Raw genomic sequence first — 15,095 nt, 5'->3', positions numbered from 1 at the left:
GCCTCAGGGCCTCCCCCCGTGGCGTGACTGACGCGGACGGCCCGTCGTCTTCTGCCGTCCGCATGAGCAAAGATCCTACGGGTGAGGCACTTGGGACGACAGGGATACCTGACGGAGGAGGCGTGAACCGGTGCACATCGCGGGCGGCGAAGCCCGTGCATCCCGTTGCACCGGGGCGATGTCCGGCGGCTATGGTCGCTTCACTGTGTTCAGCGTTCCGGGGGCGGCCTCAGCCCAGCGAGGAGGACGAACGTGCGCCTGAGTCTGACCGTCGTCGACCCGGTCGGCGGAGCCAGCACCGATGTGGTGCTCGACGCCGATCCGGAGTCGTCGGTCGGCGACATCACGCGGGAGCTGGCGCGCCAGGTCGGTGTCACCGACGGTGCGGACGTCATCCCCATCGGTGGGCGTTCCGGCCCCGGTGGCGCACCGCAGGCCTTCGTCGACGGTTACGCCCTCGACCCCGACGCCAACATCGTCGGTTCCCCGCTGCGTGAGGGAGCCGTCGTCAGCCTGCACGACCCGGCCGGCTGCGTGTCCGGCGAGCCGGCCGGCCTCGTGGAGTTCCGCGTCGCCGGTGGTCCCGCCGCCGGCGCCGTGCACCGGCTCGGCGTCGGGCGGTACGACATCGGCAGCGGACCCGCCGCGCACCTCCGCATCGACGATCCCGAACTCGCCTCGCGCGCCGCCACGCTGTCCATAGCCATGGACGGCACCTGCGATGTCACCCTTCACGGCATCGCGCGGAAGGACGACGGGGACGAGAACAAGGAGAAGGAGAAGGCCAGGGAGAAGGAGAAGGAGAAGGAGAAGGGCGGTGACGGGGGGCGTCCCCGGCTCGACGGTGAGGGCTTCGACGGCGGTTCCTGGCCTCTCGGCTCACAACTCGCCCTCGGCAACACGCTCCTGGAGATCGACGGCTATTCCCCTCCCAACGCCGCGCTGAAGTGGTCGGAGGACGGGGCCGGTCTCGACTACAACCGGCCTCCGCGGCTGCGCCCCGCGGAGCGCAAGACACAGTTCCGGCTGCCTTCTCCGCCCCGGGAGTACGAAGTCCGGCCGCTGCCCTGGCTGATGGCCGTCTTCCCGCTGATCGGCGCGGTCGTGTCCGTCATGATCTTCGGGCGCTGGTACTACCTGATCATGGCTCTGCTGAGCCCGCTCATGCTCTTCGGCAACTACTTCAACGACAAGAAGCACGGGCGCAAGTCCCACGCGAAGCAGGTCAAGGAGTACAAGGAGACCAAGGAACGGATCGAGAAGGACGCCCACGACGCCCTGCGACTGGAGCGGCTCGACCGGCGCAGCGCCAGCCCCGATCCGGCCTCCGTACTCTCCATCGGCACCGGGCCCCGTACCCGGCTGTGGGAGAGGCGGCGCACGGACGCGGACCATCTGCTCCTCCGGGTCGGCACCGGCCACGTACCGTCCGAAGTGGTGCTCGACGATCCGGAGCAGGACGAGCACAAGCGCCAGGTCACCTGGGACATCGAGGACTCGCCCGTCGCGCTGCCGTTGCGGGACCTGGGCGTCGTCGGTATCGCGGGGCCCGGCGACTCGGCACAGGCACTCGCGCGGTGGGCCGTGGCGCAGACCGCGGTGCTGCACAGTCCGATGGATGTCCAGTTCTGCGTACTCACCGAGAACCACGCGCAGCCGCGTTGGGACTGGGTCCGCTGGCTCCCGCACGCCCGCCCGGCGAACGGCCAGGACGTCAACGTGGTGATCGGGACGGATTCCGAGACCGTGAGCGCCCGGATCGGTGAGCTGACGCAGCTGCTCGACGCCCGGCAGAAGGCGCTGAAGGAGAACAACCACAGCGGCCCCGGTCCCGCCTTCTCCGACCCGGACATCGTCGTCGTGTGGGACGGATCGCGTCGGCTGAGGTCGCTGCCGGGCGTCGTACGGCTCCTGCGGGAGGGGCCGGCGGTCGCCATGTACGCCATCTGCCTTGACGAGGAGGAGCGCTTCCTGCCCGGAGAGTGCCAGGCCTACGTCGTCGCCGAGCCGCTGGCCCACGACGACGGCGACACCGCCCGGTCCGGCAGCCTCCCGCAGGCCGGCGCCGGTGGCTTCCCCTCCTTCCATGCCTGGCACCAAGGCGCCCAGCAGACCCAGCAGACCGCCGAGCAGGCCCTCGAACTGCGCCTTCGTGTCGAGCAGACCGGCGCCCGGCGCAGGTCCGGTGTACGGCCGGACCTCGTCTCCCCCGCCTGGTGCGCCCGGCTGTCCCGGGCGCTGGCGCCTCTGCGCGACATCAGTGGCGAGACCGAGGACTCAGCCCTCCCGTCTTCCAGCCGGCTCCTCGACGTGCTGCAGCTGGAGCCCCCGACCCGCGACGGCATCGCCGCGCGGTGGCGCATGGGCGGTCAGTCCACCATGGCGGTCATCGGCGAGTCGTACGACGGCCCGTTCGGCATCGACATCCGGCGCGACGGCCCGCACGGCCTGATCGCCGGTACGACCGGTTCGGGCAAGTCGGAGCTGCTCCAGACCATCGTGGCCGCGCTCGCCGTCGCGAACACGCCGGAGAACATGACGTTCGTCCTGGTCGACTACAAGGGCGGGTCCGCCTTCAAGGACTGCGTCAAACTCCCGCACACCGTCGGCATGGTCACCGACCTCGACGCCCACCTCGTCGAACGCGCCCTGGAATCGCTGGGCGCGGAGCTGAAGCGGCGCGAGCACATCCTCGCCGCCGCCGACGCCAAGGACATCGAGGACTACCAGGACCTGTCGCGCCGGGACCCGTCGCACGCCCCCGTGCCCCGGCTGCTCATCGTCATCGACGAGTTCGCGTCCATGGTGCGCGACCTGCCCGACTTCGTGACGGGCCTCGTCAACATCGCCCAGCGAGGCCGCTCCCTCGGCATTCACCTGCTGCTGGCCACCCAGCGGCCGAGCGGTGTCGTGTCGCCCGAGATCCGCGCCAACACCAACCTGCGGATCGCCCTGCGCGTGACCGACGCCGGTGAGTCGACCGACGTCATCGACGCTCCCGAGGCCGGTCACATCGCCAAGAGCACCCCGGGCCGCGCGTACGTCCGGCTCGGCCACGCCTCGCTGATCCCCTTCCAGTCGGGACGCGTCGGCGGCCGGCGCCCGGGTGCCGCCGACCCGGCGGCGCTCGCCCCGTGGGCCGGACAGCTCTCCTGGCAGGAACTGGGACGGGCGGGGCTGGTCAAGCCCAAGTCGCAGGCGCGGGAGGACGACGAGATCACCGACCTCAAGGTCCTGGTGGACGCCGTCCGGGAGGCCAACGCCTCCCTCGGCATTCCGGCCCAGCACTCTCCGTGGCTGCCCGCCCTGGACGAGTCCCTGCTGCTGGACGACATCCCCGAGGTGCGCGGCCAGGGCGCGTTGCCGGCGGCTGCGTACGGCATCGCGGACCTGCCCTCCGACCAGGCCCGCCGCCCGGTGGTCGTCGACTTCGCCACCTTCGGGCACCTGCTCGTCGCCGGCGGTCCGCGCAGCGGCCGCTCGCAGGTGCTGCGCACCATCGCGGGCTCCCTGGCCCGCACCCTGTCGAGCGCCGACGTCCACTTGTACGGCATCGACTGCGGCAACGGCGCCCTGAACGCGCTGACCCGGCTTCCGCACTGCGGCGCGGTCGTCGGCCGCAACCAGCAGGAGCGGGTCATCCGGCTCTTCAACCGCCTCACCGGTGAACTCACCCGGCGACAGGACCTGCTGGCGGAGAAGGGCTATGCCGACATCGGCGAGCAGCGTGCCGCCGCGGCCGAGGACGAGCGGCTGCCGCACATCGTGGTCCTCCTCGACCGCTGGGAGGGCTGGCTCCCCACGCTCGGCGAGTACAACCACGGTGACCTCACCGACCAGGTGATGGCGATGATGCGCGAGGGCGCGAGCGTCGGCCTGCACCTGGTGATCACCGGTGACCGCCAGCTGCTGACCGGGCGGATCTCCTCGCTCACCGAGGACAAGTACGGTCTGCGCCTCGCGGACCGCGGCGACTTCTCGTTGCTGGACATCAACGCGCGCAAGATCCCCGAGGAGATCCCGCCCGGCCGCGGTTTCGCCGCCGGGAGCGCGATCGAGACCCAGTTCGCCCTGCTCGCCGAGGACACCACCGGTCAGGGGCAGGCTTCCGCGCTCCTCGCGATCGGCGAGGCGGCGACCGCACGGGACGCCGGACTGCCGCGCTCCCGCCGCCCGTTCCGCGTCGACGTCCTGCCCAGCCGCATCTCCTTCGCCGACGCCTGGGCCATGCGCGACCCGGTGGCGAGTGCCTCCCCGCTGTGGGCGATGGTCGGTGTCGGCGGTGACGAACTCACCGCCTTCGGTCCCGATCTCGCCCAGGGCGTCCCGGCGTTCGTGATCGGCGGGCCGGCGAAGTCCGGGCGCAGCACGGTGCTGCTGAACGTCGCGCGCTCCTGTCTCGCCCAGGGCGTACGGCTGGTTCTGGCGGCACCCCGCCCGTCCCCGCTGCGCGATCTGGAGGGGACGGAAGGCGTCCTGAAGGTGTTCACCGGCCGGGACATCGACGAGGACGAGATGGAGGAGCTCGTCGCGTCCGCCGCTCCCGAGCAGCCGATCGTCGTCCTCGTCGACGACGCGGAGGTCCACGACGACTGCGACGCCGAGGACATCTTCAAGCGCATCGTCGAACGCGGTGTGGAAGAGGGCCTGGCCGTGGTCATCGCCGGCGACGAAGAGGAGATCTGTGACGGCTTCTCCGGTTGGCAGGTGGACATGAAGAAGGCCCGCCGCGGCATCCTGCTGTCCCCGCAGGACAGCTCCGCGGGAGAGCTGATCGGCATCCGCACGAACCGCAGCATGGTCGGCGGGCAGATCACCCCGGGCAAGGGCATGCTGCACCTCGGCACCGGGGAGCACCTGACGGTGACCACGCCGATGTGACGGGCACGGGCCGCCCGCAGCGGACGACGGCCGCAGGACCGGCGGCGGCCCTGCGGCCGTCGGTCCTCGCTACACCGCCGGCAGGGCGTAGATCTCGTGTCCGTGCGTCGCCAGCAGCCGGTTGCCGGAGAGGGCGACCTGCCACGGCTCGCCCACGTCCTTGCCGTCGCTGTAGGTCCACCGCAGCGTGCCGGTCTTCGCCTCCAGGGCGACGATGCCGCCGTCCAGGGCGCCGGTGGCGCCGTACAGCGTCGCGCCCGCGCGCAGGAACGTCTCCGGCCCCTCGACGTCCAGCTCGTCGCAGAGCCAGTTCCGCTTGCCGGTCCTGACGTCGACGGACCATACGCCGTCGTCGTGGTCGCTCACGTAGAGGACGCCGTCGACGACCGTCGGGTTGTCGAAGCCGCGGCGGCCCGCCGCAGGGAGCGTCCAGACCGTGCTGCCCTTGTCCGCGTCGACCGCCGTGAGGTCGTCGCCCGGCAGGAGGACGAGGCCGTTCGCGACCGTGGGACGCCAGGACCACTCCTCCCCGAGCTTCCTGGTCCACAGCTGACGGCCGGTGGCCGTGTCCCGGACGGTGAGGTTGCGGTTCGAGTCCGCGTAGACCAGGTAGTCACCCGAGACGGCGCCCTGGACGTCGTAGTCCTTGGTGCCCCAGTCCCGGTGCTGTGTCCACGTCGTCCTCCCCGTGGTGTGGTCAACGGCCGACACGGCCGTGCGGTACTGGGTGGCGCTCTGCGACTGGCCGTAGTCGGTCGCCGTGACGTAGACGTTCTTGTCGTCGATCGCGATCGTGTCCTCGACGGAGAGCTGCGTGCCGAGACGGCTGCGCCAGACCTCCTCGCCGTTGTCGACGTCGTACGCGACCAAGGCGCCCTCGTGGTCGCCGTCGGCGAGGAACACCTTGCCGTCGTGGAAGAGGAGTCGGGCTCCGGGCCGGCAGATGTCCGCCCTGGTCCAGCGGGCCTTGCCCGTCCTGACGTCGTAGGCGACGAGCGGATCGCCGCTGACCAGGAGAAGTCCGTCGGACGTGAGGAGCGGTACGTCCGCCGCCGTGCTGTCCTTCGCGGCCGACTCGTGCCACAACGGCTGGGGCGCCACGCCGGCGGGCGGCGTGGTGAAGTTCTCCTCCACCGGCTCGGCCGAAGCCTTACGGTCCGGAGCCCCCGCCGCGTCGCCGGACGCGTCGCCGGAGGTGAGCGCCCACGCGACGCCGCCCCCGGCCGCTGCGACGACGGCCGCGCCGCCGAGGGCCATGCCCAGTACGCGACGACGGGACCGGGCGGGGGCGGGCACCGCGGGTCCTCCGAGTCGTACGGTGCCGGGCCGGGGGGTCCCGTACGCGGGCACCGGGGCCCCGCCGTGCGGCGTTCCGTGACCGGCCGTTCCGGACTGCGGTGCGCCGTCGAGCATGGTCGGTGCCGGTCCGAAGCCGGTCGCCGACTGCCGGTGCGGGACGGTGCGCGGCGCCTCAGGTGCCTCGGATGCCTCAGGTGCCTCGAATGCCTCAGGTGCCTCGAATGCCTCGGGTGCCTCGGGTGCCTCCAGGTCCAGGATTTTCGCGGCATGGGTCGCGATGGTCGAGGCGACCGCGGACGGCAGCCAGTCGTGGAGGGCGGCGTCGATGCCCTGCCCGGCCAGCGCGGTGACGATCTCCGCCGGCGACGGGCGCTGCGCCGGGTCCTTCATCAGGCAGGCGCGCACGAGTCCCCGCAACGACGGGGGCACGTCCGTCAGGTCGGGTTCTCCGTGCACGACCTGGTAGAGCAGCCCCGCGTGCGACATGGTGCCGTCACCGAAGGCGCCCCGGCCGCCGGCTGCGAACGTGAGTACGGAACCGAGGGAGAAGACATCGCCCGCGACGCCGACGTCGTTGCCCACCGCCTGCTCCGGTGACATGTAGCCGGGTGAACCGACCACCACGCCGGTCTCGGTCATGCGGCTGCCGTCCACCGCCCGCGCGATGCCGAAGTCGATGAGCCGGGGGCCGTCGGCGGCGAGCAGCACGTTGGAGGGCTTGAGGTCCCGGTGCACCAGGCCGGCCGCGTGGATGTCCTGGAGGGCTGCGGCGAGGCCCGCCGCCAGCGCGCGGACCGTGCGTTCGGGCAGCGCACCGTGCGCGGCGACCACGTCGGTCAGATCGGGGCCGAGGACGTACGAGGTGGCGAGCCAGGGAAGCGGCGCGTCCGGGTCGGCGTCGGCGACGGGGGCGGTGAACCGGCCGGAGACCGCCCTCGCGATCTCCACCTCGTACCGGAAGCGCGCGCGGAAGCCCTGGTCCGCCGCAAGATCGGGGCGGACCACCTTGACCGCGACGGTACGACCGCCGGGCGACCGGGCGAGGTAGACGCGGCCCATCCCGCCGGCACCGAGCCTTCGGAGCAGGCGGTAGCCGCCCAGCTCCCGCGGGTCGTCCGACTGCAGTGTCTCCATTGCGGGCCTTCCCCGTCGCGCATCCCTGACGAACAGTCGCCCCACGGTCGGATGTTCGTATCGCAGACACAGTAGTGACGACGTGGGTGGTGCCATGACGAGGGCATGCCGCGGCGGAGACCTCGGGCGGACGGGGGTCCCGCCCCCGCTACCCGACCTTGGACAACCGAGCCCCCGGCCGCCCCGACTCCTCGCTCCGCGAGGCGTAGTCGAGGTCGTCGCCGACCGGTGTGAACGTGACGGTGGTGGGGGCCGGGTTGCAGCCGTCGTGGTTGTTCTCGGCGCCGACGGACCCGGCGAGGATCTGCTTCTCCGTCACCTTCTTCAGGGTGATCACGTCGACGCAGACGCCGCCCAGCGCGTCGGTCTGGCGCAGGCGGCCCAGTTCCTCGCCGACGTTCACCTGCTCGATGGTGATGCGGAAGGTACCCAGCGGCAGTTTGCCGTCCAGGGCGGTGGCCTGCCCCTCCCAGGTACCGACGTAGCGCTCGGGCAGGACGCCGGCGCCGGCCGTGGCGGAGGCGGTGGCGGCGGGGGGCTCGTGCGCACCGTCGCTGCCGCCGGCGTGGTTCGCGTCGTTCCCCGAGCCCGGCAGCAGGTCCAGGACGAACACCGACCCGACCGTCACCGCGGCCAGCGCGCCGGCCACCGCGAGCGCCACGGTGCAGCTGAGCCGCCGGCCCCGGCCGTCCGCGCCCTGCGTGGAGGTCGCCGCGACGGAGAGGGCGAGCCGGCCGGGGGGCCGCGCCGGGGCCGGGGGCGCCTGCTCGGGATCGGCACCCCTCGGGCCGGGGACGGACGGGCCGTCGGAGGCGGAGGGGGAGGGAGAGACCGAGGGGGAAGGAAAGCCGGCGGGGTCGGGGCCACGGGAGGGTGCCGTGGGGGTCGGCATCACCGGCGGGGGGCCGAAGACACCGGAGGCCGGAGGCGTCACCCACACCTCGGCACCCATCCCCACCCCGGACCCGGCACCCACCCCCGCCCCGGGATCGCCTCCCACCCCCGCCCCGGACCCGGCACCCGCCCCCGCCCCGGACTCACCACTCGCCGTCGCCCCGGCCTCACCCCCGGCGGTGACCGACGGCCGGCTGAACCCGACCGGGCCCGACGCCTCCGCCGCACGCTCCTGCGGCCCGGTCTCCCCCGGCCCGGACTCCGCCGCCTCCAGATTCAGCAGCTGTACGGCGCTGCGGCTGACCCGCTCCACCAGCGCCCCCGGCAGCCAGCCGCCGGTCACCAGGCGGGCCGCGCCCCGGGGTGCCAGGCGCCGGGCCACCTCCGCGGGGGCCGGGCGGGCGGCGGGGTCCTTGGCGAGGCAGGAGGCGACCAGCTCGCGCAGCTCCCCGTCGGTCAGGCCGTCGAGCCGCGGCTGCTCGTGGACGACCTTGTAGAGCAGCGCGGCCGAGGAGTCACCGGGGAAGGGCGGCAGGCCCGTCGCCGCGTACGCCAGTACGGCGCCCAGCGAGAAGACGTCCGCGGCCCCGGTGACGCCCTTGCCGAGGATCTGCTCGGGCGACATGTAGCCGGGCGAGCCGACGGACACGCCGGTCGAGGTCAGGGAAGCGGTGCTGTCGGTGGCCCGGGCGATGCCGAAGTCGATCAGGAGGGGGCCGTCGAGGGTGAGCAGGACGTTGGACGGCTTCACGTCGCGGTGGACGAGGCCCAGCTCGTGCACCGCTGCCAGCGCCTCGCCGAGGCCCGCGCCGAGCGCCCGTACCGAGTGGGCGGGCAGCGGGCCGCCGTCCGCCACGGCCGCCGTCAGGGAGGGCCCGGCCGCGTAGGCCGTCGCGACCCACGGCACCCGCGCCTCGGGGTCCGCGTCCAGGACGGGCGCGGTCCAGGCTCCGCCGACCCGGCGCGCGGCGTCGACCTCGCGGCGGAAGCGGGCCCGGAACTCCTCGTCCAGCGCGAAGTGCGGGTGCACGATCTTCACCGCGACCGTGCGGCCCCCGGCGCTGCGGCCCAGGTAGACCCGGCCCATGCCGCCGGAGCCCAGCCGGCCGAGCAGCCGGTAGGGCCCCACGACGGTGGGTTCGTCGACATCGAGCGGCCGCATGGCGTCCACCCCTCCCCCGTACGCCGATACCTCTCAGCAGGGTAGTGGGCCGCCGGTGACCGGATCCCGGTCCGGATCAGGGCTCCAGCAGTTCGACCTTCACGTCCGCCGGGAAGCCGGTCGTGGGGCCGACGCGGCGGGCGAACTCGGCGACCGCCTCCAGCTGCGGGCCGCCGAAGCGGAAGTCGAGCGTGGTGAAGTACTTCGCGAGGGTCTCCTCGTCGAAGGCCTCCCAGCGCGCCGCCTGCTCGGCGACCTTGCCCACCTCCTCCAGGGAGAGGTCCCGGGAGGCGAGGAATGCCTCGTGCACCTTGCGGGTGATGACCGGCTCGCGCTCCGCGTAGTCCCGGCGGGCGGCCCAGACCGCGAAGACGAACGGCAGGCCCGTCCACTCCTTCCACAGGGCGCCCAGGTCGTGCACGTCGAGGCCGTAGCGCGGGCCGTCGATCATGTTGGCGCGCAGGGCCGCGTCCCCGATGAGGACGGCCGCGTCGGCCTCCTGCATCATCAGGCTCAGGTCCGGCGGGCAGGTGTAGTAGTCCGGCTGGACGCCGAACCGTTCCGCCAGCAGGAGCTGGGCGAGCCGTACGGAGGTGCGCGAGGTCGACCCGAGGGCGACGCGGGCGCCGTCCAGGCGGTCCAGCGGGACCTGGGAGACGATCACGCACGACATCACCGGGCCGTCGCAGCCGACGGCGATGTCGGGGAAGGCGACGAGGTCGTCGGCGTTCTTCAGGAATTCGACCAGGGTGACGGGGGCGACGTCGAGCTCACCGCGCACCAGCTGCTCGCTGAGCTTCTCCGGGGTGTCCTTCGCCAGCTCGAAGTCGAGGAGCGTTCCCGTTCTCGCGAGGCCCCAGTACAGGGGGAGGCAGTTCAGGAACTGGATGTGGCCGACGCGCGGCCGGGTGCGAGAATTGTCCACATCGCGAGGCTAGCCCTCCCCCTTCGCCCTCCCGTCGCCGCCCCCCGGCGTCAGCCGAACGGCGCAGGTGTTCAAACGTCCGGGTGAAGTGATCTTGACCTCTGTTGCGCTGGGGTCCCTGCGTGCTAGGCTCACAGCAAGTTGCAGTTTGGTTTCCCTTGCAGTACAGAGCCTGCGGAGCATGTGACCGCGGGCTCTCGTCGTTCTCAGACGTATGCAGTTGTGCGACATTCAAAGTCTTCACATTTGCTGGTTCTGGAGCAGGGCAACCCTTTGGGCCCAAGGAGGGCTTATGGCTACCGGAACCGTGAAGTGGTTCAACGCCGAAAAGGGCTTTGGTTTCATCGCCCAGGAAGGCGGCGGCCCGGACGTCTTCGTCCACTACTCCGCGATCAACGCTCAGGGATTCCGTTCCCTCGAGGAGAACCAGCAGGTGTCCTTCGACGTCACGCAGGGCCCCAAGGGTCCGCAGGCGGAGAACGTCACTCCTGTCTGATTGACAGCAGTACCCAAGGAGCCCCGCGCCGGTTTCGGCGACGGGGCTCCTGCCTTTCGTGAATCCTCGATGAACTTCCCGCCGCCGGTCCCGTTGTCAGTGGCTGCCCCTAGGGTCCGCGCATGACCACCGACCCCGCCTTCGTGACCACCACCCGGGCCTTCTACGACGCCGTCGCCGAGGACTACCACGCCCGCTTCCGTACCGTGCTCGACGACGCCCCGCTGGACCGGGCGCTGATGGGCGCCTTCGCCGAGCTGGTGGGGCCCCGGGGGCAGGTGGCCGACCTGGGCTGCGGTCCCGGTCTGGTCACCGCGCACCTCGCCTCGCTGGGCCTGCGGGTCTTCGGCCTCGACCTGTCCGCCTCGATGCTCGCGATCGCGCGCCGGGAGAACCCGGGGCTGCGCTTCGAGCAGGGGTCCATGCTGGACCTCGACCTGCCCGACGGGGCTCTCGCGGGGGCCGTCTCCTGGTACTCGTCGATCCACACGCCGTGGGAGCGGCTGCCGGACCTCTTCGGGGAGATCCGGCGGGCCCTGGCCCCGGGCGGGCATCTGCTGCTCGGTTTCCAGGTCGGCGACGAGCCGCGCCACCACGACCGGCCGTGGGGCCACCCGGTCGCCCTGGACTTCGAGCGGCGACGGCCCGAGCCGATGGCCGGGCTGCTGGAGGAGGCCGGGTTCACCGTGCTGTCCCGGACGGTGCGGATCACGGAGGAGACGACGGTGGCGCAAACACCGCAGGCCTGTCTCATCGCCCGCCGCTGAGCCCCGCGCTCTCGTGCCGGGCGTGCCTCATCGCCCTTCGCCGAGGCCTGCCCTCTCCTGCCCGTCGTACAGCCCCTCCACGGCCGCCGCGAAGTCCCGCATGATCGCGTCGCGGCGGAGCTTCATGGAGGGGGTCAGGTGGCCCTCCCACTCGGTGAAGTCCCGGGGGAGGATCGCGAAACGGCGGATGGACTCCGGACGGGAGACCAGCTTGTTGGCCTCGTCGACCGCGCGCTGGAGCACCGCGCGGACCTCCTCGTCGTCGGTCAGCAGCTCCGGCGGCACCGGGTGCTTGCCGTTCATGCGGCGCCAGTGGGTGAGGCCGTCGGGGTCGAGGGTGAACAGGGCGGAGACGTAGGGGCGGCGGTCGCCCAGCACGATGCACTGCGAGATCAGGGGGTGGGAGCGCAGCCAGTTCTCCAGCGGCGCGGGGGCGACGCTCTTGCCGCCGGCGGTGATCAGCAGTTCCTTCTTGCGGCCGGTGATCGTCAGGTAGCCCTCGTCGTCCAGGCTGCCGATGTCGCCGGTGGCGAACCAGCCGTCGGGTGCCGCCTGGACGACGCCGCCGGCCTGCGGGTCCCAGTAGCCGGGCAGCACCTGCTCGCCGGCGACGAGGATCTCGCCGTCGGCGGCGATGCGGATGCGGGTGCCGGGCAGCGGCCAGCCGACCGTGCCCAGGCGCGGCTTGAGCGGCGGCGTGACGGTGGCCGCGGCGGTGGTCTCGGTGAGGCCGTAGCCCTCGAAGATGTCGATGCCGGCGCCGGCGTAGAAGGCGGCCAGGCGGCGGCCGAGCGGGGAGCCGCCGCAGATGGCGTACCTGACCCGGCCGCCCATGGCGTTGCGTATCTTCCGGTAGACCAGCGGGTCGTAGAAGGAGCGGGCGGTCCTCAGGCCGCGGCCGGGGCCGCCGCCGGTGCCGGTCTGGCGGGCCTCCTTGGCCTCGCCGTAGCGCACCGCCACCGAGACCGCGCGGTCGAAGGCCGCGGCCCGGCCCCCGGACTCGGCCTTGGCCCGGGCGCTGTTGAAGATCTTCTCCAGCATGTACGGGATGGTCAGCAGGCAGGTCGGGCGGAAGGCCGCCAGGTCGGGCAGCAGGTCCTGCGGCTTCAGGCTCGGCGCGTGCCCGAGACGGACCCGGGCACGGACGGCGGCCACGGCGACCATGCGGCCGAAGACGTGGGACATCGGCAGGAAGAGCAGGATGGAGGGCTCCTCGCCGGTCTCCGCCTTGAAGACCGGGTAGAGCAGCTCGATCGCGTTGTCGACCTCGGCGAAGAAGTTGCCGTGGCTGAGCACGCAGCCCTTGGGGCGGCCGGTCGTGCCGGAGGTGTAGATCAGGGTGGCCAGCGTGCTCGGGCCGAGCATGCCGCGGCGCACCTCCACCTCCGCGTCCGGCACCCGCGCGCCCAGCTCCGCGAGCCGCTCCACGTGCCCCTTGTCCATGACCCACAGGTGCTTGAGGTCGGGCATGCGGTCCAGCTCGGGGCCGAGGGCGGCGGCCTGCGCGGTGGTCTCGGTGACCAGGGTGACGGCGCCGGAGTCCTGGAGGATCCAGCGGGTCTGGAAGAGGGAGGAGGTCGGGTAGACGGGCACGGTGACCAGCCCGGCCGCCCACGCGGCGAAGTCCAGCAGCGTCCACTCGTACGTCGTCCGCGCCATGATCGCGATGCGGTCGCCCGGCAGGAGGCCCTCGGAGATCATGCCCTTGGCCACCGCCAGCACCTGCCCGGCGAACTCCGCCGCCGTCACCTCGGACCAGTCGCCGTCCGGTGAGCGGCGGCTGAGGACGACCTGGTCGGGGACGGCCGCCGCGTTGTCGAAGGGCAGGTCGGCGAGGGACCCGCGGCGCACCGGCGGAGCGAACGGCGGTACGTACGCCTCCCGTACGGCTCCGTCCAGCATCCGCGTCTCGGGCACCACCAGGGCGGGGCCGGGCGAGTCGGCGTAGGCGGCGGATGCGGCGAAGGAGGGAAGCGGGGTGGACACGGGCGGCTCCTGGGACGTGCAGCAAAGACACTGCTTCTGATGTCGCTGCTCTGCTGCATGACGTACGTGCCTCGCGCGCCGAGGCGTTCATCGCCGGTCCCGCGGACAGGGGTTACCGGCGGTCAGTGACCGGATCGTACGGTGTTCGCGTGGGGACTTGGTGCGTGTTCCGGGATCTTCCCGCGCCGGAGGTGTGCAGTGTTGGGGGTTACCTGAGGGTAAGTCACGTTCGTTCCAGTATGGCGGTGACGCCCTGACCACCCGCCGCGCACACGGAGATCAGACCGCGCCCGGGCCCTTCCCGCTCGGCGAGCAGGGCGGCCAGCGTGGCCACGATGCGGGCGCCGGTGGCGGCGAAGGGGTGGCCGGTGGCGAGGGAGGAGCCCGCCACGTTCAGCCGGGCGCGGTCCACCGGGTCGAGGCCGCGCTTCTCCCAGGCGGCCAGCGTGGCCAGCACCTGGGAGGCGAACGCCTCGTGGATCTCGACGAGGTCGAAGTCCCCGATGCCGAGCCCGGCCCGCTCCAGCATCCGCGGCACCGCGTACGCCGGGGCCATCAGCAGCCCGTCCTCGCCGCCGGCCACGTCCCCGCCGACGAAGTCCACGGCCGCCGTCTCGTACGCCGTGAGGTAGGCGAGGGGCCGGATGCCCCGGGCCTCGGCCCACTGTTCGCTCGCCAGCAGCACCGTCGCCGCACCGTCCGTCAGGGGCGTGGAGTTGCCCGCCGTCATCGTGGGGCCGGGGGCGTCGAGGCCGAACACCGGCTTGAGCGCGGCCAGTTTCTCCACCGTCGAGCCGGGACGCAGGTTCTGGTCCCGGGCCAGGCCCCGGAAGGGGATCACCAGGTCCTGGAAGAAGCCGCGTTCGTACGCCGCCGCCAGCCGCTGGTGGCTCGCGGCGGCCAACGCGTCCTGATCCGCACGGGAGATGTCCCAGGCGCGCGCCGTCACGGCGGCGTGCTCGCCCATCGACAGGCCGGTGCGCGGCTCGGCGTTGCGCGGGATGTCGGGGACCAGGTGTGCCGGGCGGATCTTGGCCAGCGCCCTGAGCCTGCCGCCGGCGGTCTTCGCCCGGCGGGCCTCCAGCAGGATGCGGCGCAGCCGGTCGTTGACGCCGAGCGGGGCGTCGCTCGCGGTGTCGGCGCCGCCCGCGATCGCCGACTCGGTCTGGCCGAGGGCGATCTTGTTGGCGGCGGCGATCACGGCCTGGAGGCCGGTGCCGCAGGCCTGCTGGATGTCGTAGGCGGGGGTGCGCGGATCGAGGGCCGAGCCGAGGACCGTCTCGCGGGCGAGGTTGAAGTCGCGGCTGTGCTTGAGGACCGCGCCGGCCACGAACTCGCCGACCGCGCCCGGCTCCTGGAGACCGTGGCGCCCGACCAGCCCGTCGAGGGCGGCGGTGAGCATCTCCTGGTTGGACGCGGTGGCGTAGGGACCGTCGGAGCGCGCGAAGGGGATGCGCGCGCCGTCGAGGACCGCGACGCGGCGCGTGGGCCGCGGTGCCAGAGGGCTCATCTCGACCTGCTCCTCACCCGTGACATAGGCTTACCTCCGGT

General features: G+C 72.6%; 8 protein-coding genes. 3 read left to right on the top strand and 5 right to left on the bottom strand.

What is annotated here, in order from left to right; translation table 11 throughout:
- The first annotated feature begins 252 nt into the window (after window positions 1-252).
- Entirely contained in the window at window positions 253-4,881 is a 4,629-nt protein-coding gene (locus tag ACIBCJ_RS25425; protein WP_365980354.1) for an FtsK/SpoIIIE domain-containing protein, read from the top strand.
- Between the two features lie 69 nt (window positions 4,882-4,950).
- On the opposite strand, the gene ACIBCJ_RS25420 is transcribed toward ACIBCJ_RS25425, so the two are convergent.
- The 3 genes from ACIBCJ_RS25420 to ACIBCJ_RS25410 all read right to left on the bottom strand — a co-directional run bounded on the left by ACIBCJ_RS25420 (window position 4,951) and on the right by ACIBCJ_RS25410 (window position 10,295).
- Window positions 4,951-7,314 (bottom strand): PQQ-binding-like beta-propeller repeat protein, encoded by a 2,364-nt coding sequence (locus tag ACIBCJ_RS25420; RefSeq protein ID WP_365980353.1) that lies wholly within the window; start codon window positions 7,312-7,314, stop codon window positions 4,951-4,953.
- 148 nt (window positions 7,315-7,462) lie between these two features.
- Window positions 7,463-9,370: a serine/threonine-protein kinase gene (locus ACIBCJ_RS25415; protein ID WP_365980352.1), complete on the bottom strand. Its 1,908-nt coding sequence runs from the start codon at window positions 9,368-9,370 to the stop codon at window positions 7,463-7,465.
- Window positions 9,371-9,446: 76 nt separating this feature from the next.
- Window positions 9,447-10,295: a menaquinone biosynthesis protein gene (locus ACIBCJ_RS25410; protein ID WP_362103221.1), complete on the bottom strand. Its 849-nt coding sequence runs from the start codon at window positions 10,293-10,295 to the stop codon at window positions 9,447-9,449.
- 292 nt (window positions 10,296-10,587) lie between these two features.
- On the opposite strand from ACIBCJ_RS25410, the gene ACIBCJ_RS25405 reads away from it, so the two are divergent.
- On the top strand, window positions 10,588-10,791 hold the full coding sequence (locus tag ACIBCJ_RS25405) for a cold-shock protein (protein WP_003974443.1): 204 nt from the start codon (window positions 10,588-10,590) through the stop codon (window positions 10,789-10,791).
- 122 nt (window positions 10,792-10,913) lie between these two features.
- Window positions 10,914-11,558, top strand: a complete 645-nt coding sequence (locus ACIBCJ_RS25400) for a methyltransferase domain-containing protein (protein WP_365980351.1) — start codon at window positions 10,914-10,916, stop codon at window positions 11,556-11,558.
- A 27-nt stretch (window positions 11,559-11,585) separates the two neighbouring features.
- On the opposite strand, the gene ACIBCJ_RS25395 is transcribed toward ACIBCJ_RS25400, so the two are convergent.
- A complete protein-coding gene (locus tag ACIBCJ_RS25395; protein ID WP_362513165.1) occupies window positions 11,586-13,544 on the bottom strand; it encodes an AMP-binding protein in 1,959 nt (652 codons plus the stop codon).
- Window positions 13,545-13,767: 223 nt separating this feature from the next.
- Window positions 13,768-15,054 (bottom strand): acetyl-CoA C-acetyltransferase, encoded by a 1,287-nt coding sequence (locus ACIBCJ_RS25390; protein ID WP_365980350.1) that lies wholly within the window; start codon window positions 15,052-15,054, stop codon window positions 13,768-13,770.
- Window positions 15,055-15,095 lie beyond the last annotated feature (41 nt).

The sequence above is a fragment of the Streptomyces sp. NPDC051136 genome (genome assembly GCF_044455745.1).
Classification (GTDB): domain Bacteria; phylum Actinomycetota; class Actinomycetes; order Streptomycetales; family Streptomycetaceae; genus Streptomyces.
This window is presented reverse-complemented; position numbering and strand designations above follow the sequence as displayed.